This is a genomic window from Nocardiopsis sp. FR4 (assembly GCF_009830945.1).
Classification (GTDB): Bacteria; Actinomycetota; Actinomycetes; order Streptosporangiales; family Streptosporangiaceae; genus Nocardiopsis.
Map to the genome: position 1 here is coordinate 94,181 of NZ_VWVV01000019.1, position 25,046 is coordinate 119,226.

Sequence of the window (25,046 nt, forward strand, 5' to 3'; positions counted from 1 at the left end):
GGCGACATTGACCTCAACATTTGTTGAGGTTCTAGTGTTCACCGCAACAGCCCCGACAGAGCCGGTGGACCACCATGAGTATGGAAATGGCCGCGTGGAACTCGATCTACCACGCGATGCACGCCCGTGAGGACCAGCGCCCCTTCTCCCTGCCCGTACTGCGCCGCATCGCCTCCTTCGCGCGGCCCCACGCACGACACCTGTCCTGGTTCGTGGCCCTGAGCGTGCTCACCGCGGTCCTCACCGTGGCCTCCCCCCTCCTGGCCGGAAGGGTCGTCAACACCCTCACCGGCGGCGGCGCCCTGGACACGGTGCTGTTCCTGGCCGCCCTCATCGCCGCCGTGTCCCTGCTGGAGGCGGGCCTGGGACTCCTCGTGCGCTGGCTCTCGGCCCGCGTCGGTGAGGGCCTCATCCTGGACCTGCGCACCACCGTCTACGACCACGTCCAGCGCATGCCGGTCGCCTTCTTCACCCGCACCCGCACCGGCGCCCTGGTCAGCCGCCTCAACAACGACGTCATCGGCGCCCAGCGCGCCTTCAGCGACGTGCTCTCCGGGGTGGTGAGCAACCTGGTCACCCTGGTGCTGACCCTGGCCGTGATGCTCGCCCTGTCCTGGCAGATCACCCTGCTCGCCCTCCTGCTCCTGCCGCTGTTCGTGGTGCCCGCCCGCCGCATGGGCGTTCGGCTGGCCCGCATCGAACGCGAGCGCACCGTGCACAACGCGGCCATGGGCACCCAGATGACCGAGCGCTTCTCCGCGCCCGGCGCCACCCTGGTCAAACTCTTCGGCCGCCCCCGGGAGGAGTCCGCGGAGTTCGCCCGCCGGGCCAGCCGGGTCCGCGACATCGGCGTGCGCACCGCCATGGTCCAGGAGGTCTTCTTCACCGCGCTGACCCTGGTCTCCGCCCTGGCCCTGGCCCTGGTCTACGGCCTGGGCGGGTTCTACGCGCTGCGCGGTCAGCTCGACGCGGGCACCGTGGTGTCCATGGGCATGCTGCTCACCCGCCTGTACGCCCCGCTCACCGCCCTGGCCAGCGCCCGCGTGGAGGTCATGAGCGCCCTGGTCAGCTTCAGCCGGGTCTTCGAGGTCCTGGACCTGCGGCCCCTGGTGGCCGAGAAGCCCGACGCCCGAACGGTCCCCCCGGGGCCGGTCTCGGTGGAGTTCGACGACGTCACCTTCGCCTACCCCACGGCGGAGAAGGTGTCACTGGCCTCCCTGGAGGAGGTCGCCACCCTCGACGTCACCGAGCAGCGCGAGGTCCTGCACGGGGTGTCCTTCCGCGTCGAACCCGGCCAGACGGTCGCCCTGGTCGGCTCCTCCGGCGCGGGCAAGTCCACCATCGCCCAGCTGGCCCCGCGCCTGTACGACGTGGACTCCGGGGCCGTGCGCCTGGGCGGGGTGGACGTGCGCGACCTGACCTTCGACTCGGTGCGCGCCACCCTGGGCATGGTCACCCAGGACGGGCACCTCTTCCACGAGTCCATCCGCGCCAACCTGCTGCTGGCCCGGCCCGGGGCCACCGAGGAGGACCTGTGGGACGTGCTGCGCCGCGCCCGCCTGGAGGAGCTCGTCGCGGCCCTGCCCGACGGGCTGGACACCGTGGTCGGCGAGCGGGGCTACCGCTTCTCCGGCGGTGAGCGCCAGCGGCTGACCATCGCCCGCCTGCTGCTGGCCGAGCCCGAGGTGGTCATCCTGGACGAGGCCACCTCGGCCCTGGACTCCACCTCCGAGGCCGCGGTGCAGGCCGCCCTCGCCGAGGCCCTGCGGGGGCGCACCGCCCTGGTCATCGCCCACCGGCTGTCCACGGTCCGCGCCGCCGACGCCATCCTCGTGGTCGAGGCCGGACGGATCGTGGAGCGCGGCACCCACCAGGAGCTGCTCGCTCGGGGCGGGCGCTACGCCGAGCTGTACCGGACCCAGTTCGCCGCCGGGGACCCCGCGCCCGCCGCGACCGGGTGAGCCCGCCCGCCCCGAACCCCGTCCTCCGGTGGCGCCACACCGGGGGACGGACCCCGTCGCCTCAGAGGCGGCGGATGACCCGGGCCGGGTTGCCGACCGCCACGACGTTGGCCGGAAGGTCGCGCACCACCACCGCACCGGCACCCACCACGGTGTTCTCCCCGATGCTCACACCCGGGCAGACGATCACCCCGCCGCCCAGCCACACGTTGTCCCCGATGGTGATCGGCTCGGCCGCCTCCCACTTGGCGCGCCGCTGCTCGGGGTCCACGGGGTGGGTGGGGGTGAGCAGCTGCACGTTCGGGCCGATCTGCACGTCCGCGCCGATCCGGATCGGCGCCACGTCCAGCATCACCGCGCCGCAGTTGACGAACGTGCGCGGTCCGATGCTGATCCGGTAGCCGTAGTCCACGCGCAGGGGCGGGCGGACCCAGGTGTCCTCGCCCAGCTCCCCCACCAGCTCGGCCAGCAGCTCCCGGCGGGCCGGGTCGTCGACCGAGGAGTCGTTGAACGCCTCGGAGCGCTTCTCGGCGCGGATGAGGTCGGCCTGCAGTTCGGGATCGTCGGCGCGGTAGAGCTCACCGGCGAGCATGCGTTCCTTCTGGCTGGTCACCACGGTCCCTTCGAGTCGGATGCGCCTCGAGCCTAGACCGGGCGCGTTGGACCGCGCCGACCGGCTCCGGGTGAGGCACGCCCTGGAGGCGTCCGAGCGGCACGTTCCGCTCAACCGCCTCGCCCGGGGTCAGGGAAGAAGGACCGTCTTGCCCGGCAGGCGCCCGGAGACGGCCTGGTCGTGCACCGCGGCCAGGCCGGCCAGCGGCAGCCGCTGGGCCACGGTGACCTCCAGCTCACCCGCGTCGACCCGGGCGACGAGTTCGGTGAGCCGGGCGGCGTCGCTGCGCGCGAACACGCGCACCGTGCGCACCCCGCGGCCCGCCTCCTCGGGGCCGGGGGTGGTGGTGCTGACGAGGGCTCCGCCGTCGGCGACCAGGTCCACCAGGGACGCGGTCTCCCCCGGCGTGGTGGTCACCAGGTTGAGCACCGCGTCGAAGCGCTCACCGCCACCCCGCTTCCGGAAGCGGGGTGGCGGTGTGGTCGATGATCCGGTCCGCGCCGTAGGCGCGCAGGCGCTCCCGGCTGCGTTCGCTGCCGGTCGCGGTGACGGTGACCCCGGCCCGCCGGGCGAGCTGGACGGCGTATCCGCCCACCGCGCCGCCCGCGCCGTTGATCAGGACGCTCTGCCCCGCGCGCAGCCGGGCGTGCTCGAACAGCGACTGGTGGGCGGTCAGGGCCGAGGAGGGCAGCGCCGCGGCGCCGCCCCGCCTCCCCCGCGGGCTGAGGCCGGGCCGGCCTTCCGGCCGCGGCACCGCCGCCGGGGCGCCGAAGGGCGTCGCGGCCGGAAAAACCCCTTGAGCCCCTCTCCGCGTCCTTGTAGGTTGCCCGCGGCCCCGCCGCCGTGAGGACAGGGGACGAACCAGCGTGACCCCGCCTGCTCTGCGGACCTGACACCTTCTTCCGCTCACCCTGAAGCCGACCCTCCCGTCGGCTCTGCCGGGCTGCCCGCGCGCGCCCGGTCGTACGGCGTTTGATGCCGCGCGCAATCGGCCTCGTGTCAGGTCCAGAGAGATCATGTCTTCCCAACCCCATACCGTGCTGCCCTGGATCGTGCGTCGGACCAGGCTGCCGCTGCTGTCGCCGCGGTGCGTGGACTGCCAGTCGGAGTCGGCCACCGCCGGCGAGGGCAGGTTCCGCGTCAACGCCAACGGCAAGCTGCTGGACGTGTGGCTGCTGGTCCGCTACGTCTCCTGCGGTCGCACGAGTAAGCCCACCGTGCACGAGCGGGCCTCGGTCAGGTCCCTCGACCCGTCCGAGCTCGACGGTTACCACGCCAACGATCCGGAGCTGGTGGCCTCCCGGCTGTTGGATCCGCTGCTCGCCCGGCGCAACCGCTTCGCCCTGGACTGGAGGGGGCCTGGCGGCTGGAGGCCCCGTCGGCGTGGCTCGACGAGGGGTGGCCGACCCGGGTGGAGGTCGTCTTCGCGGATCCGGTGCCGGTGCGCCCGGACCGGCTCATCGCGCGGGGGCTCGGCCTCAGCAGGAACGAGGTGCTGCGCCGGGTCGAGTGCGACGTGCCGTTGCGCCGCCCGGTGAGCACCGGGTTCACCTGCACCGTGCTGGCCGCGAACTAGCGGGGTCCGCGGCGGTCCCGCCCCGGGCGGGGACCGCCGCCTCGAACGGCGGGGGACAGGCACTTTCCCGGCCCCGGCTCAGCGGCCCAGGTAGGCGCGCAGGTGGCGGGCGGTGAGGGTGTCGGCCCCGGCCACCAGGGCGGCGGGGCTGCCCTCGAAGACCACCCGGCCGCCGTCGTGCCCGGCGCCCGGGCCCAGGTCGATGATGTGGTCGGCGTGTGCCATCACCGCCTGGTGGTGCTCGATGACCACCACCGTGTTGCCGTCGTCCACCAGGCGGTCCAGCAGCGCCAGCAGGCGGTCCACGTCGGCCAGGTGCAGGCCCGAGGTGGGCTCGTCCAGTACGTACACCGCCCCCTGCCGGGCCATGCTGACCGCCAGCTTGAGCCGCTGGCGCTCGCCTCCGGACAGGGTGGTCAGCGGCTGCCCCAGGGTGAGGTAGCCCAGTCCCACGTCGTGCAGCCGGTCCAGGATGGTGCGGGCCTGGCCGGAGGTGAGGAACTCCCGCGCCTGGACCACGGACATCTCCAGGACCTCGCTGACGTTCCTGCCGCGCAGCGTGTGGACCAGGACCTCGGGGCGGAACCGCCTGCCCCGGCACCGCTCGCAGGTGGAGGCCACCCCGGCCATCATCGCCAGGTCGGTGTAGACGACTCCGGCGCCCTTGCACTCGGGGCAGGCGCCCTCGGAGTTGGCGCTGAACAGCGATGCCCTGACCTTGTTGGCCCGGGCGAAGGCGGTGCGGATCGGATCCAGCAGCCCGGTGTAGGTGGCCGGGTTGGAGCGGCGCGACCCCCGGATCGGGGCCTGGTCGACCACCACCACGCCCTCGCGCCCGGGCAGGGCGCCGTGGACGAGCGAGCTCTTGCCCGACCCCGCGACCCCGGTGACCACGGTGAGCACCCCCAGCGGGATGTCCACGTCCACGTTCTTCAGGTTGTGGCTGGTGGCACCCCTGATGGGCAGGGCGCCGGCGGGCTGGCGCACCCGCTCGCGCAGCGCGGCCCGGTGGTCGCCGGTGAGCGTGCCCGAGGCGCGCAGCCCGGCCACGTCCCCGGAGTAGGTGACGTGCCCGCCCGCGGGACCGGCGCCGGGCCCCAGGTCCACCACGTGGTCGGCGATGGCGATGGTCTCGGGCTTGTGCTCGACCACCAGGACCGTGTTGCCCTTGTCGCGCAGGCTCAGTAGCAGGGTGTTCATCCGCTCGATGTCGTGCGGGTGCAGTCCCACGGTGGGCTCGTCGAAGACGTAGGTGACGTCGCTGAGGCTGGAGCCCAGGTGGCGGACCATCTTGACCCGCTGGGCCTCCCCGCCGGACAGGGTGCCCGACTCCCGGTCCAGGCTCAGGTAGCCCAGCCCCACCTGGACCAGGGACTCCAGGGTGTGGCCGAGGTTGTCCAGCAGCGGCTTGACGGAGGGTTCGTCCAGGCCGCGCACGAACGCGGCGAGGTCGTCGACCTGCATGGCCGAGCACTCGGTGATGGTGCGCCCGGCCACCCTGACCGACCGGGCCCGTTCGTTGAGGCGGGTGCCCTCGCATTCGGGGCAGGTGGAGAAGGTCACCGCGCGGTCGACGAACGCGCGGATCTGCGGCTGCATCGCCTCACGGTCCTTGGCCAGGTAGGTGCGTTTGAGCTTGACCAGCAAACCCTCGTAGGAGAAGGAGTTCGTGCCCACCTTGACGCGGGTGGCGGGCTGGTGCAGGAAGGTGTGCCACTCCTCCTCGGTGTAGTCGCGCAGCCTGCGATCGGGGTCCAACAGCCCGGAGTGGGCCATGACCTGCCAGTACCAGGCGCCCACCCCGTAGCCGGGGACGGTGATGGCGCCCTCGTTCAGGGACAGGTCGCGGTCGAAGAGCTCCTCCGTGTCGATCCGGTTGGTGCGGCCCAGGCCCTCGCACTCGGAGCACATGCCCTCGGCGTGGTTGAAGCTGAACGCGCTGGAGGGCTCCAGGCGCGGGGTGCCCGCCCGGCTGAAGACGATCCGCAGCATGGCGGCGGCGTCGGTGGCGGTGCCCACGGTGGAGCGGGAGTTGGCGCCCATCCGCTCCTGGTCGACGATGATGGCCGCGCTCAGGTTGCGCAGGCTGTCCACGTCGGGGCGTCCCAGGCTCGGCATGAAGCCCTGGACGAAGGTGCTGTAGGTCTCGTTGATGAGCCGCTGGGACTCGGCGGCGATAGTGCCGAAGACGAGCGAGGACTTCCCCGAGCCGGACAGGCCCGTGAAGACGCTCAACCTCCGCTTGGGGATGTCCAGGCTGACGTCGGCGAGGTTGTTCTCCCGGGCCCCCCGGACCTGGATGGTGTCGTGGGCGTCGGCGGCGGTCTCGGAAGGCACGCTGCTCCTCAGGATTCCTTATGCGATAAACTGATGGCCCGCGAAGGTTAGTTTATGCCCTAAGGAGATGCAAGTGGTGGTCTACGCCGGACAGGGCGACCCCCGTCGCTGCATGGCCCTGCTGTGGCGGGCCCCCGACGAGGGGCCCGCGCGCACCGCGCCGGGCCCCAAGCCCGAGCTCAGCGTGGACCTGGTGGTGGAGGCCGCCGTGGCCGTGGCCGACGACGAGGGGATGGGGGCGCTGTCCATGCGTGCGGTGGGCGAGCGCCTGGGCCGCACCGCCATGTCCCTGTACACCTACGTGGCCAGTAAGAACGATCTCGTCGAGCTGATGTACGACCACGTGTTCGCCGAACTGGTCGAGGCCGCCGAAGCCGACGGCGAGCCCGACTGGCGGGCGGCCACGACCTCCTGGGCGGTGCGACTGTGGCACTTCTTCCTGCGCCATCCCTGGACGCTGGAGGTCTCCCAGGCCCGCCCGGTGCTGGGGCCCAACCAGTACCGGCTCTTCGAGTCCCTGGCCCGGGTCCTGTACCGCGCCGGACTGGCCCCCGTCCGGATCCGCGGCGCCTACGGCAACCTGTTCACCCTGGTGCGCGGATCCGTCCAGACCGCCGCCGAGGCGCGGCGGGCCGAGGCGGTCACGGGGGTGCCTGAGGACGAGTGGTGGTACGCGCGCTCGGCGCAGCTGGAGGAGGTGGCCCCCGACTTCGCCGAGCGCTTCCCCACCCTGACCCTCATGGCCGAACAGGGCGCCTTCCTCAACGACGACGAGGACGAGCCCTACCTGGAACAGGAAGCCTGGGAGACCTTCCGGTTCGGGCTGGAGGCGCTGCTCGACGGCATCCAAGGCGCGATCGGCGCGCGGACCTGAGGACGGTGGAACCGGCCTGGGACCGGCGGCGCGCCGGGAGCGCGTCGGGGGCGGCCGGGGCGCCGCCCCCGAGCGGGCGGGGGCGGCGCGGGGGTGTCACAGGGTGTCGGTCACGCGCTTGCCGTCGGTCTTGTCGATGGTGAAGGAGTCCACGACGGTGCCGTCGGCGGTGCGGGCGGTGTAGTGCAGGCGGGCACCGTCCACCCGCACGGTCTGGAAGGTCTGGGTGTTGGCCAGCTGCACCCGCGCCTCGGCGCCGTTCTCGGTCCAGTTGGCGGTGGAGGCGCCGTACATCTTGGTTCCGGTGACCGCGACGGTGTAGACCGGCCCGGTCTGCACGGCCGGGTCCGAGGTGCGGTTGGCGGTCAGGTTGCCGCGCGCGTAGGAGTGGTCGTGGCCCTGCAGGACGAGGTCGACGTCGTGGGACTCCAGGGTGTCGAGCCAGGCGCGGCGCAGGGCGGCGTTGTCACGGCTGGGGCTGTTGGAGAAGACCGGGTGGTGGAAGGTGACCACGGTCCAGGGGTGGGGGTTGCCGGCCAGGGCCTGCTCCAGCCAGCGCTGCTGGGTGGCCAGCCAGGAGCTGCTGCTCAGCGGGGCCGCGGCGCGGTAGTTGGAGTTGAGGACGATGAAGCGCACGCCCTGGTAGTCGGTGTGGTAGACGGTCTGGGGCAGGTGGTTGCCGCTGGTGGGGCCGTTGCCGGCGCCGGGGAACTGCGGGGTCCAGTACCGGCTCAGGGAGAACAGGGAGTACTCGTGGTTGCCGGGGGTGGTGACGTGGTTCATGGTGCCGGTGGCCTCGGGGCCGAAGGCCTCGAACCACTCCGTCCACTGCGCCTCGCTGTTGGACGAGTCGACCAGGTCGCCGGCGTGCACGGCCAGTTCGGCGTCGGGTTCGGCGGCCAGGGCGGCGCGCACCACGGGCGCGGCGCCCGAGGAGATGCCGTTCTGGACGTCACCGAAGTACAGGAAGGTGAAGGGGTCGGCGTCGGAGGCGGCGGTGGTGAAGGTGCGCCAGGGACTGAAGTCGGTGCCGTCGCCCACCCGGTAGCGGTAGGCGGTGTCGGGGGCCAGCCCGGTGGCGGTGGCCCTGTGGAAGGTGCCGCCGACCGAGGCGGTGTTGGTGCCCGCCACGGTGGTGACCTGGCCGGGGGCCGAGGCCGGGGCGATCTGCAGGGTGGGGTTGGCGGAGGTGTCCGAGCGCCAGGTGAGGGTCTGGGAGGTGGCGGGGTCGGCGGTGGGCGACAGGAGGACGCGTTCGGGGGTGGTGGCCGCGGCCGCGGTGGGCGCGGTGGCCACCGCGGTGGTCAGGGCCAGCAGGGTCGTGCACAGCAGGGCGAGGGGTCGTCGTGCGCTGAAGGGGGACAAGACGGGGCCTTTCTGTCACGGGGAGGCTGACGCAGCGAAGGTAACCGCCCGTGGGCAACGTCCCGTGAACTCCCTGTGACTATCGGTAGCAACCAAGTGAACGCGACGGCCGTGTTCCGGGGACCCCTCCCGGCCGCGAGCGCGCGGGAAGCAGGGCCTTCGGCGCGGCGGGACGGGGGTTTCCGCCGCCGAGGGCCCTGCCCGCAGGTCACAGGTTGGTCCACCTGTGGGAGGAGACGTTGTTGTTCAGCGCCTGGCCGGAACCGGAACCGGTGCCCGGGTCGAAGGTCCACTGGCGCAGGTCGTTGAGGACCACGCCGTTGTGTACGCCCCGGCGGGCCCCGGAGTGGTTGAGCCCCCAGTAGGCCCACACGTCGTCGAGGTTGCCGGGGCAGCCGTTGTTCCACAGCGAGGAGGTGGTGTTGCGGCACGCCTTCCAGTTGGAGGAGTCGCCCGTCCAGGAGCCGCAGGGGCGGCCCGCGCGACTGGGAACGCTCCCAGACACGTAGGATCGCCCCCATGGAAACACGCGTACTCGGCCGCACCAGCACAAACGTCAGCGTCATCGGCTTCGGCGCCTGGCAGATCGGGGCCTCCTGGGGCGAGGTCAGCGAGACCGACGCCATGGACGCCCTGCACGCGGCAGCCGACGCCGGGGTCACCTTCTTCGACACCGCCGACGTCTACGGCGACGGGCGCAGCGAGCGGCTCGTCGGCCGGCTGCTCAGGGAACGCCCCGGCCTCACCGTGGCCACCAAGATGGGCCGCCGCCTGGAGCAGGTCCCCGCCAACTACAACCCCGACAACTTCCGCGCCTGGAACGACCGCTCCCGCGCCAACCTGGGCGTGGACACCATCGACCTGGTCCAGCTGCACTGCCCGCCCTCCAGCGTCATCGCCACCGACGCCGTCTTCGACGACCTGGACGCCATGGTCGAGGAGGGCCGCATGCGCGCCTACGGGGTCTCGGTGGAGACCGTGGACGAGGCCCTGACCGCGATAGCGCGCCCGCACGTGGCCAGCGTCCAGATCATCCTCAACGCCTTCCGGCACAAGCCCCTGGAGCGGGTCCTGCCCGCCGCCCGCGAGGCCGGGGTGGGCGTCATCGCCCGCGTCCCCCTGGCCAGCGGCCTGCTCTCGGGCAGGTTCAGCGCAGACACCGCCTTCAGCGAGGACGACCACCGCAACTTCAACCGCGAGGGCCAGGCCTTCGACCGGGGTGAGACCTTCTCCGGTATCGACTACGCCACCGGCCTGAAGGCGGTCGAGCGTCTGCGCCCCCTGGTGCCCGAGGGCGCCACCATGGCGCAGTTCGCACTGCGCTGGATCCTGGACCAGGAGGGCGTCAGCGTCGTCATCCCCGGCGCCCGCAACGCCGCCCAGGCCCGGGGCAACGCGGCCGCCGCCGAGCTGCCCCCGCTGGACGCCGCCACCCGCGCCCGGGTCCGCGAGGTCTACGACGAGCTGATCCGCCCCCAGGTCCACCACCTGTGGTGACCCGCGCGTGGGGGCGGGGCCGTGCGCCCCGCCCCCACGCGTCAGACCGCCGGTTCCCCCTGGCGCAGCAGCTCCAGCACGGGCGCGTACATGCGCTCCTTGATCGTGCCCAGGGTGGCGGCGTCCTTGGGGGCCAGGGAGCGGGCCAGCTCCACGGCGGTGGAGCGCACCGCCGCCTCCTCCACCGCCTGGTCCACGATGCCCGCGGCCGCGGCGTCGTGGCCGCCGTAGCGGCGGGCGGTCACCATCGCCTCGTGGGCCACCCGGGGGGACAGCCGCGCCTGGATGAGCGCGGACATCGCCGGGGTGAAGGGGATGTTGATGTCGGCCTCGGGCAGGCACCAGAAGCCGCGGTCGGCGCGCATCACCCGCACGTCCTGGCACAGCGCGAACATCGCCCCCGCGGCGAAGGTGTGGCCCTGCAGGGCGGCCACGGTGGGCATGGGCAGGGCCAGCAGGCGCGCGAACAGGTGCTGGACGCTGGCGAGGTACTCCTGGTGGCGGTCGGCGTTGGCGCCCAGCCACTCCAGGTCCAGGCCGTTGGAGTAGAACTTGCCCGTGGCGGCGGTGACCAGGGCGCGGGGCCCGGTGACCCGCTCGGCCTCGTCCAGGGCGGAGTCGACGGCGGCGATCCAGTCGGGGTGGAAGCGGTTCTCACCGTCGCCCAGGTCCAGGACGAGGACCTCGTCGTGGTGTTCGAGCACGGGCATGGGGGCTCCTTCTACTGGCCAGTAACTTGTGCTGGACAGCATAGGCCAGCCGCTCAGGCCCCCGCCGCGAACGGCCCGCCGTCGAAGACCCGCGCGGCGAAGCGCTCACCGATGCGGCGGTGCGCGGCGGCGTCGGGGTGCAGCCCTTCGGGCAGCGGCAGCTCGGCGAAGTCCGCCTCCCCGTACAGCTCGCGCCCGTCGAGGTAGTACAGGTGCGGGTCCCGCCCCGCCCGCTCGCCCACGATCCGCTCCAGCTCCCGCCGGATGACGGTCAGCGTCAGCTTGCCCTCGGCCACCTGGGCCGGGTCCCCGGTGGCCCGGAACCCCAGCCTGCCCTCGCCCAGGGCGCCCAGGTCGAAGGCGCCGGGGCCGGGGGTGTCCTCGTGCAGGGGGCAGTACAGCGGCGAGACCACCAGCAGCGGAGCGTCGGTGTGCCCCTCGCGCAGGGTGTCGAGGAAGCCGTGCACCGCGGGCCCGAAGGCGCGCAGGCGCATCGGGTCGCTGTTGACCAGGTTGATGCCGATCTTGACGCTGAGCAGGTCGGCGGAGGCGTCGCGCATGGTGCGCGCGGTGAAGGGGTCCAGCAGCGCGCTGCCGCCCAGCCCCAGGTTGACCAGGTCCGCACCGCCCAGGGAGGCGGTCAGCGCGGGCCAGGTGGTGGTCGGGCTGGCCGCGTCCGAGCCGTGGCTGATCGAACTGCCGTGGTGCAGCCACACCGCACGGCCCCGGTCGGGCGCGGGCCCGGGCGGGCAGCCGGTGCGCCAGCACGCCCCGTTCGGTGTGCTCCACCTCCAGGGCGCCGCGCAGCAGCCCGGGGGTGAGGGGCGTGGTGGTCCATGCGGAGATGTCGTGCATCGTCCTCGACCTGTCGGAGTGCGGGAGGCGGGCGTGTCCAGGGTTCAGGGAGCGGGCCAGTGGCGCAGCAGGGCGTCCAGGGCGTCCAGGGTCCGCGACCAGGTCTGCTCGGTGTCGGGCGCGCTGTGGCTGAACCCGCCGCCCAGCTCCAGGGACACGTAGCCGTGGAAGACGCTGCCCAGCAGGCGGACCGCGTGGGTCTGCTCCGGCTCGGCCAGGTCGTAGCCGCGCAGGACCGCCCGGGTCATCCGGGCGTGCCGGACCCCGGCGCTGGCGGCCGCCGTGGCCGGGTCCAGCCGCAGCTGGGCCGCGGCGTAGCGGCCGGGGTGCTCGCGCGCGTAGTCGCGGTAGACGTTGGCCAGGGCGGCCAGGGCCTCCCTGCCCGCGCGCCCGGCCAGGGCCTCGGAGGCCCGGTCGGCCATCTCCTCCAGGGCCAGCAGGGCGATCCGGGTCCGCAGGTCCTGGGAGTTGCGCACGTGCGAGTACAGGCTCGCGACCGTGACCCCGAGCCGCCGGGCCAGCGCCGAGGCGGTCACCTGGTCGAAGCCGACCTCGTCGGCCAGCTCCGCGCCCGCCCGCACCACCCGTTCGGTGGACAGCCCCGCCCGAACCATAAACTTCCTCCCTGTTCCTATGGACAACCCTAGATTTGCCTAAAGACTTTAGGTAAATCCAACTCTTCTTCAGGTAGCTGTCGTCCAAGCGCTGGATTCAGGGCACGGGCCCGCGAGGGGTTCGACGGCGTTCCCCCGTCCCCGGCGCCTGCGCGGGGACGGCTGTGAGGAGCTGGGCTACGTCGAGGGCGAGGTGGCGCTTCCGCCCTTCCCCGCCTGGGCGCTGGCCGAGGAGACGCTGTGCTCGACCGCCGCACTCCTGCGCCGCCACCACCGGGCCGCCGCGCCCTGCCCGCGACCGCCCGGGCCTTCGTGGCCGCCCGGGTCGCCTCCGGGGACGCGCTCTTCCTCCGCACTCTGGAGCGGCTCGGCGGCTGGGGACGGTGACCGCCGCCAGGCGTGGCTGGCCGACCAGTGGCCGGTGTTCCTGGCCGCGCTGACCGGCCCCGCGACCTGAGCGTGCCGCCCCGGGTGCGCACACCGTCCACGGAGACCAGAGGGGAGGGGCTGCTCCGGCCCGGAGAGCCCCTCCCCACCACGCCTTGGGGCCCTAGACGAGCCCCTGGGCGGGCATCGCGCCCGCGACCCGCTCGAACCCGGCCACGTTCGCGCCCAGGACGTAGTCGCCAGGGGACCCGTAGCGCTCGGCCGCCTCCTCGCAGCGGTCGTGGATGCCCGCCATCGTCTCGGCCAGCTCCGCCTCGGCGTGCTCGAAGGACCACGAGGTCCTGCGCGCGTTCTGGCGCATCTCCAGCACGCTGGTGGCCACCCCCCCGGCGTTGGCGGCCTTGCCCGGCGCGAACAGCACACCGGCCTCGCGGAACACCCTGACCGCCTCGGGCGTGGTGGGCATGTTCGCGCCCTCGGCGACCGCCAGCACGCCGTTGGCGGCCAGCGTGCGCGCGGCGTCCGCGTTCAGCTCGTTCTGGGTGGCCGAGGGCAGCGCCACCTCACACGGCACGTCCCACACGCTGCCGCCCTCCACGTAGCGGGCCCCACCGCCGCGCCGCTCGGCGTAGACGCTGATCCGCTCCCGCTCGACCTCCTTCACCTGCTTGAGCAGGTCGAGGTCGATGCCCTTGTCGTCGACCACGTAGCCGCCCGAGTCGGAGCAGGCCACCACGGTGGCGCCCAACTGCTGGGCCTTCTCCACCGAGTAGATCGCCACGTTGCCCGAACCCGAGACCACCACGCGCCGCCCCTCCAGGGTCTTGCCCGCGCGCTCCAGCATCCTCTGCGTGAACAGCACGCTGCCGTACCCGGTGGCCTCGGTGCGCACCCGCGACCCGCCCCACTCCAGGCCCTTGCCGGTGATCACCCCGGCCTCCCAGCGGTTGGCCAGACGCCGGTACTGCCCGAACAGGTAGCCGATCTCCCGGGCGCCCACGCCGATGTCCCCGGCCGGGACGTCGGTGTGCTCACCCAGGTGGCGGTGCAGCTCGGTCATGAAGGACTGGCAGAACCGCTCGATCTCGGCGTCCGAGCGCCCCTTGGGGTCGAAGTCGCTGCCGCCCTTGCCGCCGCCGATGTTCATACCGGTCAGCGCGTTCTTGAAGATCTGCTCGAAGCCCAGGAACTTGACCACGCCCAGGTTCACGCTGGGGTGGAAGCGCAGGCCGCCCTTGTAGGGGCCCAGCGCGCTGTTGAACTCCACTCGGAAACCGCGGTTGACGTGCACCCGCCCCTGGTCGTCGCGCCAGGGAACGCGGAAGATCACCTGGCGCTCGGGCTCGCACAGGCGCTCCAGGATGCGCTGCTCGGCGTACTCGGGGTGCCGGGCCAGCGCCGGTGAGAGGTCGTCCAGCACCTCCAGCACCGCCTGCTGGAACTCCGGCTCATCCGGGTTGCGGCGCACCACGTGCTCGTAGGCGGACCGCACGCCGGGGTGGTGGTCACGGCGTTCCTCGGAGGAGAAGGGCATGGGTGGGCGTTCCTTTCGACGCGGGGGTGGAGCGGGCACCCCACACACCGTTGTGCCGGGAACCCCGAACAGGCGCACGCTGACGCCGCACGATGGGCTGTTCCGCGGCGCCGGGCTCTCCCCACGCCTGCGGACCATGACTGTGTGAGGAGTGTATTTCCTCGTTGTGAACATGCCCCGCGCGGGTGCGGTGCGCCCGGGAGCGCACCGCACCCGCACAGCTCGGGAGTCCACACAGTCAGCAGGGGGTGCCCGGCGGGGGCACGCCCCGGACTCCGACCCGGGGTCGTGTTTCCGCGGTGTTTCCGGCACATGACGCGTGCGTCCCGGCCCTCCCCGTCCACGCGCGCGGGAAACGTCCGCAGCCCGGGTCGGTCGGGCTCACCAGAGCCCCCGCTGCCTGAGGCGCGCCAGGCGCCGGCGCACGGCCGCCACCGCCTCGGACGCCGCCTCGCTGTGCGCGCGCCCACCGGTACGGGCGGGACGCGCCTGCCCGCGGCCCACCTGCTCCAGCGAGGCCCGCACCAGCGCCAACAGCTCCGGATCGGCCGCGCCGCCCTCCCCGTCGGGGGGCCGCGGCCCGGGGCTGCGCGGCCTCCCGGAGGGACACGGCCGCGTCCTCGCGGCGGCCCCCGCCTACACGGTCACGGCAGCGGGCGGGTGAGCCACGCCACCTCACCGCTGTCCTCCGTGGAGACGCGGTCCCGCTCGAACCCGAGCTTCTCCAGGACACGGAGCGAGGGCGTGTTCCAGGTGCCGACGGTCGACCAGAGCCTTCTCCGCCCGGTCGCCGCGGCAGCGGCGAGCACCGCGCCGGCCGCCTCGGTGGCGTAGCCGCGCCCGTGCGCGCGCTGGAACAGCTCGTAGGCGATCTCCGGCTCCTCCAGGGTGCAGCGGCCGACGACCAACCCGCAGTAACCGATGAAGTCACCCTCGTCGCGGCGCTGGACGGGCAGCAGGGCGATCCCCGTCGCCGCCGTCTCGGTGAGCCGCTTCGCGATGCCCGCCCGGACGTGCTCCACCGTGGGCGTTCCGTTGCCGCGTTCGGCGAGCAGGGCGCGCAGCCCATCGGCGTCCGACTCGGCCCAGGGCCGCAGCACCAGCCGCTCGGTCTCCAGGTGGAACGGCATCGTCTCGTAGGTGGGCATGCCCCCACACTGCCCCACCGCGTTTTCCGTTTCCGCCCCCATCCCCGTATGCGCCTGCGCTCCGTTGTGAGTTCTGCCTGGTCAGAGACGTCTTGGACCGGGAGCCTGACTACAGGGCGCGAAAACGGTCGAGGGCGTCCTTGGCGGCCTGGCCGATACCGGCGGTGTTGGTGGCGTGGGCGGCATCGTCGACGATGACGAGTTCGGCGGCGGGCCAGCGAGCGGCCAGGTCGTGTGCGGTGTCGCAGGGACCGCTGATGTCCAGGCGGCCGTTGATGAGCACGGCGGGCAGATGGGCGATGCGGCCGACGTCGTTCAACAGCTGGTCGGGGGCCAGGAAGCAGTCGTTGGCCCAGTAGTGGGTGACCAGACGGGCGAAGGTGGCACGAAAGGCCGGGTCCTCGAAACGGGGGTTGGGGGTGTGGCCGGGGGCGGTGGCCACGTGGGTGTCCTCCCAGGCGCACCAGGCGCGGGCGGCATCGAAGCGGACCCGGGGGTCGGGGTCGGCGAGGAGGCGGGCGTAGGCGGCCGGGAGCGCGGTGGGGTCGGCGCCGACGCCCGCGGCGGCGTAGAAGTCCTCCCACTGGGCGGGGAAGACACGGCGCATGCGGTGGGTGATCCAGAGGATCTCTTGGCGGGTGCCGGCGGTGACAGCGAACAGCACCAGGGAGCGCACGCGGTCGGGGTGGGTCTGGGCGTAGGCCAGGGCCAGGCAGGATCCCCAGGAGGCGCCCATCAGGTGCCAGGTGTCGATGCCCAGATGGGCGCGCAGGGCCTCGAAGTCGGCGATCAGGTGGTCGGTGGTGTTGGGGCCCAGGTCGGTGTCGATGTCGCCGGCGTCGGGGGTGCTGGCGCCAGCTCCGCGTTGGTCGAGCAGGATGAGCCGGTAGTGGGCGGGGTCGGTGAGCATCGACCAGTGCGAGTTGGAGGAGGAACCGGGGCCGCCGTGTACGCCTAGTACCGGTATCCCCTGGGGGTTCCCCAGTTCCTGCCAGAACAGGCGTTGGCCGTCAGGGCGTTCCAGGTAACCGCTGATGTAGGGGTGACTGTGGGGGTACACGGGACTTCTCCTGACGTGGCTGTTTGTAGGCGGGGGCATGGTCGGGCGCGGGGGCGGACGTGCAACGGTGCTGGCCCTGGCGCCTGCATTACTCGAGTAGTCGGGAAGAGGGAACCGCCTGAGGCCGAAGACCGGGGAACTGCTCTTGACGGTGGGGGCAGAGAGTCTCTCACTCCAGCCCTACCCGGTCCGTTCGGTGCTCAGCGCGGGGTTTCACCCCGATGTTCCTCACCCCGTCGCTCAGGCGAGCGGATCGGCGGCCCGGCCCATGCCGTGGTGCTCGGCCACCCCGCCCGCGCCGGCCGGATCCGTCGCATAGCCCGGCCGGGACCGGCCCCCTCTCCAGGTCCACCCCGCCGGAGGCGCACCCGCTCCCGGCGGGGGCGCCCTGCCGCCTCACTCCCGGTCCCGTGCGACCACCACGAGGTAACGGCAGGGCTCCCCGGTCCGGTTGCGGTACTCGCACGGCTCGGGCGCGCCCAGGTGCAGGCAGTCCCCCGCCTCCAGCACGTGCTCCACCTCGCCCTCCCGGAAGGCCAGCGTGCCCTCCAGCACCCAGACCTGGTGGTGGGTGAAGGCGTAGGACTCCGCCGGGTAGGCCACCCGCGCCCCCGGTGGCAGCTCCACCTCCACCAGCTCGATCGGCCCCCCGGAGGTGGGCGAGACCGCGCGCCGCCGGTAGCCGGTCTCCGGGTCGGTCCACACGGGCTGCTCGCGGGAGCGCACCAGGCGCCGGTCGCCCCGCTCGGCCCGTGCGATCAGCTCCGACAGGGTGATGCCCAGCGCCGCCGCCAGGCGCCCCAGCAGCGCGGCGGTGGGCTGGACGTCGCCGTTCTCGATCCGGCTGATCATGCCCCGCGAGACCCCCGAGCGCTCGGCCAGCGCGCTCCCGCTCATCCCCCGGGCCCTGCGCAGTTCCTGGAGCGTCGTGGCCAGGGCCACTCCCAGTGCGTCACTCATGCGTTCACTATAGAAGACAGTCTCGCTTACCATGATGGACATGAGTTCGATCCCGACCCTGCGCGACGCCACCCGGGCCGACGCGGCGGCGTGCGCGGCCCTCTACGCGCCCTACGTCACCGGCACCGCCATCACCTTCGAGTACGAACCCCCCACGGCCCAGGAGATGGCGGCGCGCATCGCCGCGTGCCAGGAGCGGCACGCCTGGGTCGTGCTGGAGGACGACCGGGGCATCGCCGGATACGCCTACGGCGGCCCCTTCCGCACACGCGACGCCTACCGGTGGACCTGCGAGGTCAGCGTCTACCTGCGCGTGGGACACCGGCGCACCGGCGCGGGCCGCGCCCTGTACGGCGCCCTGCTGCCGCGCCTGGCCCAACGCGGCATGCACACCGCCATCGCCTGCATGACCCTGCCCAACGACGCCAGCGTGGGCCTGCACCGCGCCCTGGGCTTCCAGGACGCGGGCGTCATGCGCCAGGCGGGCCGCAAGTTCGACGCCTGGCACGACATCGCCTGGGCCCAACTGGAGCTGTCCCGCAACGAAGCGCACCAGGACCGCTGACCGGGCACCGTCACGGCCAACCACGCCGGGCCGCGTGTCCGGCCGCGCGGGGAGCTCGAAGAACCGCATCGGCACAGGCTTCGTTAGAGTGGAATGCGTTCGCGACACCCCGTCCGACGACCCCCGACCGGGAACGGTGAACAGCGAATGACGGTGAGAGTACGGTTCGCCTGGTGGCTGTGCGGCATGTTCCTGGCGCTGGGGGCCGGCCTGTGCGGCCTGGGCGTGTGGCTCTGGGCGACCGCGGGCTCCGACCCGGGCCTGTCCGCCCTCATACCCGGGCTGATCGTCCTGGCCTTCGGCGCCGCCTACGTCCGCATGCCCTACTTCGTCCTCGCCCCGGGAAGGCTGACCGTGCCCATCATGCGGGGCAGCAGGGCCGAGACCGCCCTCGACCCGCGGGCGCGCCTGGACGCCAGCGGCACCCGGCTGACCATGACGGTCGGCCGCAGGACCACCGCCTCCCTTCCGGTGTACCGGTCGATGGCGCGCAGGGCGGACTGGGACCGTCTGCGTGCCCTCCTCGACGACCAGGACCACTCCGACGCACGCTGAGCGCGTCCAGCCCGCTCCGGGCGGCGGGCCGCACCGCCCCCGCCCCCGGTCAGGGGGAAGCGCGTCGCAGCCGCGCCGTATGCTCGTCAGCGGTCCGATCTCCCCGCCTGTGCCCAGGAGTACCGACGTGTCCCGCTTTCCCGCGCGCCACCGCCCCAAGGGGCTGGCCTTCGCCCTCGCCGCGGCGCTCGCCTTCGGGGGCGCGGGCGTGTTCGCCCGACCCCTGCTGGAGGCGGGCCTGGACCCCCTGCAGGTGACCTGGCTGCGCGTGGGCGGCGCGGCACTGCTGCTCTCCCCCCTGGCCCTGGTCCACTGGCGGCTGGTCCGGCGCCGCCCCCTGCTGGTGCTGGCCTACGGCGCCGTCCCCATGGCCGGGGTCCAGGCCCTGTACTTCGCCGCCGTGGCCCGCATCCCCGTCGGCATCGCCCTGCTCATCGAGTTCCTCGGCCCGGTCCTGGTCCTGCTGTGGCTGCGCGTGGTGCGCCGTACCCGCGTCTCCCCCGCCGCCGTGGTCGGCGTGGTCCTGGCCCTGGCCGGACTGGGCCTGCTGCTGGAGGTGTGGGCGGGCATGCGCCTGGACGCGCTCGGGGTGGCCCTGGCGCTGGGCGCCGCCGCCGGGCAGGCCGCCTTCTTCCTGCTCTCCGACAGCCTGGACGAGGACACCGACCCCCTGGCCCTGGTGGCCCTGGGCTCCCTGGTCGCCGCCCTGCTGCTCGGGCTGCTGGCCCGCCCCTGGGACCTGCCCTGGGCCACCCTGGGCGGGCCCGTCCACCTCGGCTCCCTGCCCCTGCCCGGATGGGCCGCGGCGCTGTGGCTGGGCCTGGTGTGCACCGCGCTGGCCTACGTCCTGGGCATCTCCGCGGTCCGGCGCCTGTCCCCCCAGGTGGCCGGAGCGGTCGGCTACCTGGAGGTGGTCACCGCGATCGCGCTGGCCTGGGCCCTGCTGGGCGAGGCCCTCAACCCCGCCCAGATCCTGGGCGCCGCAGTCATCGTCGCGGGCGCCCTGGTCGCCCAGACCGCCGTGCCCGTGGGCGCACCGCAGGACGAGACCGCCCCCGGGCCCCGGTTGCCCACCGCCCCCTGAAGCCCCCGGGCACGCCCCGGGAGCGGTGTGGGACGCGGGCGTCAGGACCCGGCCGCGGGGGCGGTGCGCACGTGTGCGCGCACCCCCTGAAGACCGAACAGGATGAGAAGCTCGACCGCACCGCCGTCAGCGCTGCCCAACCAGTGCGGCAGGGAGGTGTCGAACTCGGCCGCCTCACCCGGCGCCAACGTCAGGTCGCGCTCACCGAGCACCAACCGCAGGCGCCCGTTGAGCACGTACAGCCACTCGAAGCCCTCATGGGTCTGCGGGGCCGGCTCCAACGGCTCCGCCCGGGCGGGGATGACCATCTTGAACGCCTGCGTTCCGCCCGGCCGCCTGGACAGCGGCACGAAGACCATCCCGAACCGCCGGATCGGCTTCAGGTGGATGCGGGGGTCGCCCGTGCGCGGAGCGCCGACGAGATCGTCCAGGGGCACGCCGTAGGTACGGGCCAGCGGCAGCAGCAACTCCAGGGTCGCCCGGCGCCGACCGCTCTCCAGCCGCGACAGGGTGCTCTCCGAGACCCCGGTCGCCGCCGCCAGGTCGGCGAGCGTGATGCCCCGCTCGCGGCGCAGCGCGCGCAGCCGCGGCCCCACCACGCCGAGCACGTCCTCCGTTTCGCGGTCCACGGGGCCATCTTGCCATAACCGCAAGTTCTCGTGCCAAAACCTGCCGGTTCCCGTCAAGCTGGGCGCACCTCTACGGAAGGAGCCCCGATGGACACCACCGACCCGGTCGCGTTCTGGGACGACGTCCACGCCGCCCGTCCGGCGGCCGCCGACCCGCCACCCAACCAACGCCTCACCGAGACGGTCACCGGTCTGACGCCCGGCCACGCCCTGGACCTTGGATGCGGTGGCGGCGGCGACGCGCTCTGGCTCGCCCGGCGGGGGTGGCGCGTCACCGCCGCCGACATCTCGGCCGTGGCGCTCGAGCGGCTCAGCGGCCTCGCCCGCGCACGGGGGCTGGGTGACCTGGTCGTCGCCGAGCGGCACGACCTGCACCGGTCCTTCCCCGGCGGACGCTTCGACCTGGTCTGCGCCCACTGCCTCCACACGCCCTTCGACCTGGACCGAAGCGCCGTCCTGCGCTCGGCCGCGCACGCGCTGCGCCCGGGCGGGCGGCTGCTGGTCGTCGACCACGGCTCCACCGCGCCGTGGTCGTGGAACCAGGACCCCGACACCCGGTACCCGGGCCCGCGAGAGGTCGCCGAGGGTATCGGCCTGGACCCGGGAACGTGGGCGGTGGAGCGGGCCGACGCGCCCCGACGGACCGCGACCGGCCCGGGCGGACGCACCGCCGAGGTCACCGACCACGTCCTGATCATCCGCCGCACCGCCTGACCCGGCGCCGGGCACCGAACCCACAGGGGGAAGCACCATGCCCACCACCGCCCACCGCCACGACACCCCTCCACCCCGCACCGGGAGCGGCGAGACCGCGGTCCTGCGCGGCTTCCTCGACTACCTCCGGGCCTCGGTCGCCGCGAAGGTCGACGGCGCCCCCGAACCGCGGGTCCGCACGGCCGGGGTGCCCTCGGGCACGAACCTGCTCGGCCTGCTCCACCACCTGGCCCTCGTCGAGCGCTCACTGTTCCTCGGGGAGGAGGTCGGCGACTGGCAGGCGACCTTCCGGGCCGCGCCGACGGACAGCGTGGCCGACGTCGTGGCCCGGTACCGCGGGGCGGTCGGGGACGCGAACACGGTCCTCGACGGGTGCGCCGACCTCGGCGCCCCGCTCCCCCGGTCGCGGCCGGGGCGGCCCGCTCCCAGCGTCCGCTGGGCCCTCGTCCACATGATCGAGGAGACCGGCCGCCACGCCGGACACGCCGACATCCTCCGCGAACTGGTCGACGGCTCGACCGGGCGCTGAACCCCCGCACCTCCCTCCGCGCGCACGGACGGGCGCCGGCCCCGCGCACACGCGACCGGGCCCGGCGGAAGGGGAGTGGTCTTCCGCCGGGCCCGGTCTGTTATCAGAGGGACTGTGGGGGTCAGGAACCGCCGGTGGCCGCCTCGACCTCCGACATGAACCGCTCAGCGGCCTCGGCCGGGGTCAGGTCACCGAAGACCATCTCCTCGCTGACGCGCTTGGTGATCTCCACGACCTGGCCGGCGCCGATCGGCGGCGGCGGGTTGCCGTCCACGATCGTGTCCTCGATCTCGGACAGGAAGACCGCGCTGCGGGCGTCGGCCTCGGGCAGCGAGTTCAGGATGTGGGCGCGCACGTCGACGTTGGCGGGCAGGCCGCGGTCGGCCAGGATCAGCTCGGCCGCCTCGTTGCTGTTGAGCAGGAAGTCCACGAAGCGGGCCGCCTCCTCCGGGTGGTCGGTGCCCGAGGAGATGGCGTAGAACATGGCCGGCTTGAAGTACATGCCGGTCCGCTCGTGCTCGGTCTCACCGGGGTAGCGCAGCAGCTCGATGTCGCGGCCCGCGGACGCGGAGATGCCGCCCAGCTGGTTGGTCCAGAAGTGGGCCATCGCGCCCTTGTTGGTGGACAGCACCGACTGGTCCGGACCGCCCGCCTCGATCTCCACGCTCTCGGAGGCGCCGGGCTGGCCGCCGTTGTCCAGCAGGTCCTGGGTGACCTGGAACCACTCCTCCAGGGTCTCCTGGGAGAAGCCGAGCGAGCCGTCCTCGTTGTAGAGGTTCTCGCCGCGCTGGCGGGCGAAGATCTGGAAGCCCGACTCGTTGTAGGTCATGCTCTGGGTGCCGACGATCTCGCCGTCGGTGGCCTCGGTGATCTCCGCGGCGATCTCGACGTAGTCGTCCCAGGTCCAGGTCGAGTCGTCGGGCATCTCCACGCCCGCCTCCTCGAAGGCCTGCGGGTCGGCCAGGATCGCGTAGGCGTTCACGCCGGTGGCCACACCGTAGGTCTGGTCGCCCAGGTTGCCGCTCTCGGCGACCAGCGGGTCGATCTTGGACAGGTCCAGCTCGTCGCTGACCTCGCCGAGGTCCAGCAGCGCGCCGCGCTCGGCGTACTCGCGCAGGTAGCGCTCCTCCTGGGTCATGATGTCGGGCGCGTCGTTGGCGGCCGTGCTGGTGGCCAGGCGGTCCCAGTAGCCCGCCCAGTCGGTGTAGTCCGCGACGATCTTGATGTCGGGGTTCTCGGCCTCGAACAGGTCGATGACCTGCTGGGTGGTGGCGTGCCGGTCGTCCGCTCCCCACCAGGAGAAGCGCAGTTCCACGACGCCGTCATCACCGGATCCGGAGTCCCCGCCGCAGGCGGTGGCGGCCATGACGATGGCCCCGACCGCGGCGGTCACGGACAACAGGGGGCTGCGGCGGCGGGCCCGGGGGCGCCCGCTGTGAGGGTGGGTACGCATGGGTTGGTTTCCCTTCGACTACTTGATTCCGGTGGTGGCGATGCCCTTGACCAGGTATCGCTGTCCCGCGAGGAAGAACCCGAAGACCGGCCCCAGGGCGACCACCGACATCGCGAACAGCGGACCCCAGGAGGTCTGCGAGGTGGAGTCGACGAAGGTGCGCAGGGCCACGGGGACGGTGTACATGTCCGGGCTCGTGAGGAAGATCAGCTGGCTGAAGAAGTCGTTCCACGTCCAGATGAAGGTGAAGATGGCGGTTGTGGCCAGGGCGGGCAGGGACAGCGGCAGGATCAGCTGGAGGAAGATCCGCACGTGTCCGCAGCCGTCGATGCGCGCGGCCTCGTCCAGGTCACGGGGCAGTCCGCGGATGAACTGCACCATGAGGAAGATGAAGAACCCGTCCGTGGCCAGCAGCTTGGGCACGATCAGCGGCAGGAAGGTGTTGATCCAGCCCAGCTCGGCGAACAGGATGTACTGCGGCACGATCACCACGTGGATGGGCAGCATGATCGTGGCGAGCATGATGGCGAAGAACAGCCGCTTGCCGCGGAACTCCAGGCGGGCGAAGGCGTAGGCGGCCATCGAGCAGCCCACCAGGTTGCCGATGATCGCCCCGGCCACCACGATCGCCGAGTTCAGCAGGTAGTGGTGGAAGGGGTGCTGCAGCGCCGTCCAGCCCTCGGGGTAGTTGCCGAAGCTGAAGGTCTCCGGGATCAGGCCGGGCGCGCGGAAGATCTCCTCGGTCGGCTTGAAGGAGCTGGAGAGCATCCACAACAGCGGGTAGAGCATGAGCAGCCCGAACCCGATGAGCCCGACGTGGGTGAGCAGTCGTCGTAGGTGTTGGGCCCGGGTGCGCTCGCCGGAGCTGGCGCGGGCCGTCGTCTCAGTCGCCATAGAAGACCCAGTACTTGGAGGCGAGGAAGTTCACCGCGGTGAACCCTCCGATGATCATCAGCAGCAGCCACGCCATCGCCGAGGCGTATCCCATGTCGAAGGCGCCGAAGCCGCGTTGGTAGAGGTAGAGCGTGTAGAAGAGCGTGGAGTCGGAGGGGCCGCCCGTGCCGCCGCTGACGATGAACGCCTGGGTGAAGGTCTGGAAGGCGTTGATGATCTGCAGCACCAGGTTGAAGAAGATGATGGGGGTGAGCATCGGCACGGTGATGTTCCAGAACCGGCGCATCGGGCCCGCACCGTCCACCGCGGCGGCCTCGTAGTACATGGCCGGGATCTGCCGCAGGCCCGCCAGGAAGATCACCATCGGCGCGCCGAAGGTCCACACGTTGAGCACGATCAGGGTGCCCAGCGCGTAGTCGGGGTGGGAGACCCAGCCCTCGCCCTGGATGCCGAAGAAGGCCAGCACCTGGTTGATCAGGCCCTCGGCGCCGAAGACCTGGCGCCACAGGATGGCGATGGCCACGCTGCCGCCCAGCAGGGAGGGCAGGTAGTACACCGACCGGTACAGAGGCAGTCCGCGCACGCCCCGGTCCAGCACCATCGCCAGGGCCAGGGCCAGGGCCAGCTGGAGCGGCACCGACACGAACACGTACACGAACGTGACCCTCAGCGCGCTGTGCAGCCGGGAGTCGCCGAGCATCCGCTCGTAGTTCTCCAGGCCGACCCAGTTGTGGTCGCCGATGAGGCTGTAGTCGGTGAAGGAGAAGTACAGCGAGGCCATCAGGGGGCCGGCCGTGATGAACGCCAGGCCCAGGAACCAGGGGGCCAGGAAGCCGTAGGCGGCGAGGTTCTCGTTGCGCTTCTTGCCGGGAGCCGGGGGCTTGCCGGTGCGACGGCGCGGCGCGGCGGCGGCCGGGCCGTCCGGAGCCTTGGCGGGCCGTCGTTGCAGGAGGGCGCTCACGGGGACCCACCCTCCCGTGGGGCCACCGCCGGGGCGCTGGCGGACGCGTGCGGTCCTGGATTCATGGAAACTGCCAATCTCGTTCGGAAGGGCGCGTACGCTGTGTCAGAGAACACGGGGTGAGCTGCTGAAACCCGTTCTGGTAAGCGCTATCCACGTACTAAGATGTTC

General features: G+C 72.6%; 25 protein-coding genes and 2 pseudogenes. 10 read left to right on the top strand and 17 right to left on the bottom strand.

The features are described 5' to 3' along the window. Positions 1-74 precede the first annotated feature (74 nt). On the top strand, positions 75-1,961 hold the full coding sequence (locus FYW95_RS18495) for an ABC transporter ATP-binding protein (RefSeq protein WP_201294919.1): 1,887 nt from the start codon (positions 75-77) through the stop codon (positions 1,959-1,961). A gap of 61 nt (positions 1,962-2,022) precedes the next feature. On the opposite strand, the gene FYW95_RS18500 is transcribed toward FYW95_RS18495, so the two are convergent. The 3 genes from FYW95_RS18500 to FYW95_RS27775 form a co-directional block, all read right to left on the bottom strand. Then, positions 2,023-2,553 carry a sugar O-acetyltransferase gene (locus FYW95_RS18500; RefSeq protein WP_201294926.1) on the bottom strand — a complete coding sequence of 177 codons (531 nt, stop codon included), beginning with the start codon at positions 2,551-2,553 and terminating at the stop codon, positions 2,023-2,025. 150 nt (positions 2,554-2,703) lie between these two features. Continuing rightward, a complete protein-coding gene (locus FYW95_RS27770) occupies positions 2,704-2,991 on the bottom strand; it encodes a zinc-binding dehydrogenase (RefSeq protein WP_236567980.1) in 288 nt (95 codons plus the stop codon). Between the two features lie 25 nt (positions 2,992-3,016). After that, positions 3,017-3,328, bottom strand: coding sequence for an MDR/zinc-dependent alcohol dehydrogenase-like family protein (locus tag FYW95_RS27775; protein ID WP_201294921.1), 312 nt, complete (start codon positions 3,326-3,328; stop codon positions 3,017-3,019). A 262-nt stretch (positions 3,329-3,590) separates the two neighbouring features. Here FYW95_RS27775 and FYW95_RS18510 point away from each other — a divergent pair. Then, positions 3,591-4,150: pseudogene (locus FYW95_RS18510) on the top strand (DUF1062 domain-containing protein). A gap of 78 nt (positions 4,151-4,228) precedes the next feature. On the opposite strand, the gene FYW95_RS18515 reads toward FYW95_RS18510, so the two are convergent. Further along, positions 4,229-6,487, bottom strand: a complete 2,259-nt coding sequence (locus FYW95_RS18515; RefSeq protein ID WP_160050594.1) for an ATP-binding cassette domain-containing protein — start codon at positions 6,485-6,487, stop codon at positions 4,229-4,231. Between the two features lie 73 nt (positions 6,488-6,560). Between FYW95_RS18515 and FYW95_RS18520 the strand changes: the two genes are divergently transcribed. Further along, positions 6,561-7,361, top strand: coding sequence for a TetR/AcrR family transcriptional regulator (locus tag FYW95_RS18520; protein WP_159944506.1), 801 nt, complete (start codon positions 6,561-6,563; stop codon positions 7,359-7,361). Between the two features lie 96 nt (positions 7,362-7,457). Here FYW95_RS18520 and FYW95_RS18525 read toward each other — a convergent pair whose 3' ends face one another. Further along, complete coding sequence (locus FYW95_RS18525; RefSeq protein WP_159944472.1) at positions 7,458-8,726, bottom strand: purple acid phosphatase family protein; 1,269 nt, start codon at positions 8,724-8,726, stop codon at positions 7,458-7,460. A 208-nt stretch (positions 8,727-8,934) separates the two neighbouring features. Then, complete coding sequence (locus FYW95_RS18530) at positions 8,935-9,231, bottom strand: hypothetical protein (protein WP_236567981.1); 297 nt, start codon at positions 9,229-9,231, stop codon at positions 8,935-8,937. 14 nt (positions 9,232-9,245) lie between these two features. On the opposite strand from FYW95_RS18530, the gene FYW95_RS18535 reads away from it, so the two are divergent. Next, a complete protein-coding gene (locus tag FYW95_RS18535; RefSeq protein WP_159944473.1) occupies positions 9,246-10,223 on the top strand; it encodes an aldo/keto reductase in 978 nt (325 codons plus the stop codon). 41 nt (positions 10,224-10,264) lie between these two features. Here the strand turns inward: FYW95_RS18535 and FYW95_RS18540 are convergent, their stop codons facing one another. The 3 genes and pseudogenes from FYW95_RS18540 to FYW95_RS18550 form a co-directional block, all read right to left on the bottom strand. Then, complete coding sequence (locus tag FYW95_RS18540) at positions 10,265-10,933, bottom strand: enoyl-CoA hydratase-related protein (RefSeq protein WP_159944474.1); 669 nt, start codon at positions 10,931-10,933, stop codon at positions 10,265-10,267. 53 nt (positions 10,934-10,986) lie between these two features. Further along, a pseudogene (locus FYW95_RS18545) lies at positions 10,987-11,676 on the bottom strand (GDSL-type esterase/lipase family protein); the annotation flags it as partial. A 156-nt stretch (positions 11,677-11,832) separates the two neighbouring features. Further along, positions 11,833-12,402, bottom strand: coding sequence for a TetR/AcrR family transcriptional regulator (locus FYW95_RS18550; protein ID WP_159944475.1), 570 nt, complete (start codon positions 12,400-12,402; stop codon positions 11,833-11,835). Positions 12,403-12,595: 193 nt separating this feature from the next. Here FYW95_RS18550 and FYW95_RS18555 point away from each other — a divergent pair, with 193 nt between their 5' ends. Beyond that, positions 12,596-12,859: a hypothetical protein gene (locus FYW95_RS18555; RefSeq protein WP_160051696.1), complete on the top strand. Its 264-nt coding sequence runs from the start codon at positions 12,596-12,598 to the stop codon at positions 12,857-12,859. 93 nt (positions 12,860-12,952) lie between these two features. On the opposite strand, the gene gdhA is transcribed toward FYW95_RS18555, so the two are convergent. From gdhA to FYW95_RS18575, 4 genes are all read right to left on the bottom strand, one after another. After that, positions 12,953-14,323: an NADP-specific glutamate dehydrogenase gene (gdhA, locus tag FYW95_RS18560; protein WP_160050595.1), complete on the bottom strand. Its 1,371-nt coding sequence runs from the start codon at positions 14,321-14,323 to the stop codon at positions 12,953-12,955. Positions 14,324-14,967: 644 nt separating this feature from the next. Then, on the bottom strand, positions 14,968-15,471 hold the full coding sequence (locus FYW95_RS18565) for a GNAT family N-acetyltransferase (RefSeq protein WP_159944477.1): 504 nt from the start codon (positions 15,469-15,471) through the stop codon (positions 14,968-14,970). 109 nt (positions 15,472-15,580) lie between these two features. Then, a complete protein-coding gene (pip, locus tag FYW95_RS18570; protein WP_160050596.1) occupies positions 15,581-16,531 on the bottom strand; it encodes a prolyl aminopeptidase in 951 nt (316 codons plus the stop codon). A 396-nt stretch (positions 16,532-16,927) separates the two neighbouring features. Next, positions 16,928-17,491 carry a helix-turn-helix domain-containing protein gene (locus FYW95_RS18575; protein ID WP_159944479.1) on the bottom strand — a complete coding sequence of 188 codons (564 nt, stop codon included), beginning with the start codon at positions 17,489-17,491 and terminating at the stop codon, positions 16,928-16,930. A 31-nt stretch (positions 17,492-17,522) separates the two neighbouring features. Between FYW95_RS18575 and FYW95_RS18580 the strand changes: the two genes are divergently transcribed. From FYW95_RS18580 to FYW95_RS18590, 3 genes are all read left to right on the top strand, one after another. Beyond that, positions 17,523-18,056, top strand: a complete 534-nt coding sequence (locus FYW95_RS18580; protein WP_159944480.1) for a GNAT family N-acetyltransferase — start codon at positions 17,523-17,525, stop codon at positions 18,054-18,056. 147 nt (positions 18,057-18,203) lie between these two features. Next, entirely contained in the window at positions 18,204-18,611 is a 408-nt protein-coding gene (locus FYW95_RS18585) for a hypothetical protein (protein ID WP_159944481.1), read from the top strand. Between the two features lie 127 nt (positions 18,612-18,738). Beyond that, a complete protein-coding gene (locus tag FYW95_RS18590) occupies positions 18,739-19,695 on the top strand; it encodes an EamA family transporter (protein ID WP_201294922.1) in 957 nt (318 codons plus the stop codon). Positions 19,696-19,736: 41 nt separating this feature from the next. Here FYW95_RS18590 and FYW95_RS18595 read toward each other — a convergent pair whose 3' ends face one another. Continuing rightward, a complete protein-coding gene (locus tag FYW95_RS18595; protein ID WP_159944483.1) occupies positions 19,737-20,324 on the bottom strand; it encodes a helix-turn-helix domain-containing protein in 588 nt (195 codons plus the stop codon). 87 nt (positions 20,325-20,411) lie between these two features. Here FYW95_RS18595 and FYW95_RS18600 point away from each other — a divergent pair, with 87 nt between their 5' ends. Together FYW95_RS18600 and FYW95_RS18605 are read left to right on the top strand one after the other, a co-directional pair. Further along, positions 20,412-21,038 carry a class I SAM-dependent methyltransferase gene (locus FYW95_RS18600; RefSeq protein WP_159944484.1) on the top strand — a complete coding sequence of 209 codons (627 nt, stop codon included), beginning with the start codon at positions 20,412-20,414 and terminating at the stop codon, positions 21,036-21,038. A 37-nt stretch (positions 21,039-21,075) separates the two neighbouring features. Continuing rightward, entirely contained in the window at positions 21,076-21,567 is a 492-nt protein-coding gene (locus FYW95_RS18605; protein WP_159944485.1) for a DinB family protein, read from the top strand. Positions 21,568-21,688: 121 nt separating this feature from the next. Here the strand turns inward: FYW95_RS18605 and FYW95_RS18610 are convergent, their stop codons facing one another. The 3 genes from FYW95_RS18610 to FYW95_RS18620 are packed head-to-tail and all read right to left on the bottom strand — an operon-like array spanning position 21,689 to position 24,875. Continuing rightward, positions 21,689-23,020 (bottom strand): ABC transporter substrate-binding protein, encoded by a 1,332-nt coding sequence (locus tag FYW95_RS18610; RefSeq protein ID WP_159944486.1) that lies wholly within the window; start codon positions 23,018-23,020, stop codon positions 21,689-21,691. 18 nt (positions 23,021-23,038) lie between these two features. Further along, positions 23,039-23,914 carry a carbohydrate ABC transporter permease gene (locus FYW95_RS18615; protein ID WP_159944487.1) on the bottom strand — a complete coding sequence of 292 codons (876 nt, stop codon included), beginning with the start codon at positions 23,912-23,914 and terminating at the stop codon, positions 23,039-23,041. Then, positions 23,904-24,875, bottom strand: coding sequence for a carbohydrate ABC transporter permease (locus FYW95_RS18620; RefSeq protein ID WP_159944488.1), 972 nt, complete (start codon positions 24,873-24,875; stop codon positions 23,904-23,906). Before FYW95_RS18620 ends, FYW95_RS18615 begins: the two co-directional genes overlap by 11 nt. Between the last annotated feature and the right edge of the window lie 171 nt (positions 24,876-25,046).

Excerpts from the sequence above, each read along its gene's own strand:
- FYW95_RS18495 (WP_201294919.1), top strand. The coding sequence starts at position 75 with ATGAGTATGGAAATGGCCGCGTGGAACTCGATCTACCACGCGATGCAC.
- FYW95_RS18500 (WP_201294926.1), bottom strand. The coding sequence starts at position 2,553 with ATGCTCGCCGGTGAGCTCTACCGCGCCGACGATCCCGAACTGCAGGCC.
- FYW95_RS18535 (WP_159944473.1), top strand. The coding sequence starts at position 9,246 with ATGGAAACACGCGTACTCGGCCGCACCAGCACAAACGTCAGCGTCATC.
- FYW95_RS18540 (WP_159944474.1), bottom strand. The coding sequence starts at position 10,933 with ATGCCCGTGCTCGAACACCACGACGAGGTCCTCGTCCTGGACCTGGGC.
- FYW95_RS18550 (WP_159944475.1), bottom strand. The coding sequence starts at position 12,402 with ATGGTTCGGGCGGGGCTGTCCACCGAACGGGTGGTGCGGGCGGGCGCG.
- gdhA (WP_160050595.1), bottom strand. The coding sequence starts at position 14,323 with ATGCCCTTCTCCTCCGAGGAACGCCGTGACCACCACCCCGGCGTGCGG.
- FYW95_RS18565 (WP_159944477.1), bottom strand. The coding sequence starts at position 15,471 with ATGCCCACCTACGAGACGATGCCGTTCCACCTGGAGACCGAGCGGCTG.
- FYW95_RS18575 (WP_159944479.1), bottom strand. The coding sequence starts at position 17,491 with ATGAGTGACGCACTGGGAGTGGCCCTGGCCACGACGCTCCAGGAACTG.
- FYW95_RS18580 (WP_159944480.1), top strand. The coding sequence starts at position 17,523 with ATGATGGACATGAGTTCGATCCCGACCCTGCGCGACGCCACCCGGGCC.
- FYW95_RS18585 (WP_159944481.1), top strand. The coding sequence starts at position 18,204 with ATGACGGTGAGAGTACGGTTCGCCTGGTGGCTGTGCGGCATGTTCCTG.
- FYW95_RS18600 (WP_159944484.1), top strand. The coding sequence starts at position 20,412 with ATGGACACCACCGACCCGGTCGCGTTCTGGGACGACGTCCACGCCGCC.
- FYW95_RS18605 (WP_159944485.1), top strand. The coding sequence starts at position 21,076 with ATGCCCACCACCGCCCACCGCCACGACACCCCTCCACCCCGCACCGGG.
- FYW95_RS18610 (WP_159944486.1), bottom strand. The coding sequence starts at position 23,020 with ATGCGTACCCACCCTCACAGCGGGCGCCCCCGGGCCCGCCGCCGCAGC.
- FYW95_RS18615 (WP_159944487.1), bottom strand. The coding sequence starts at position 23,914 with ATGGCGACTGAGACGACGGCCCGCGCCAGCTCCGGCGAGCGCACCCGG.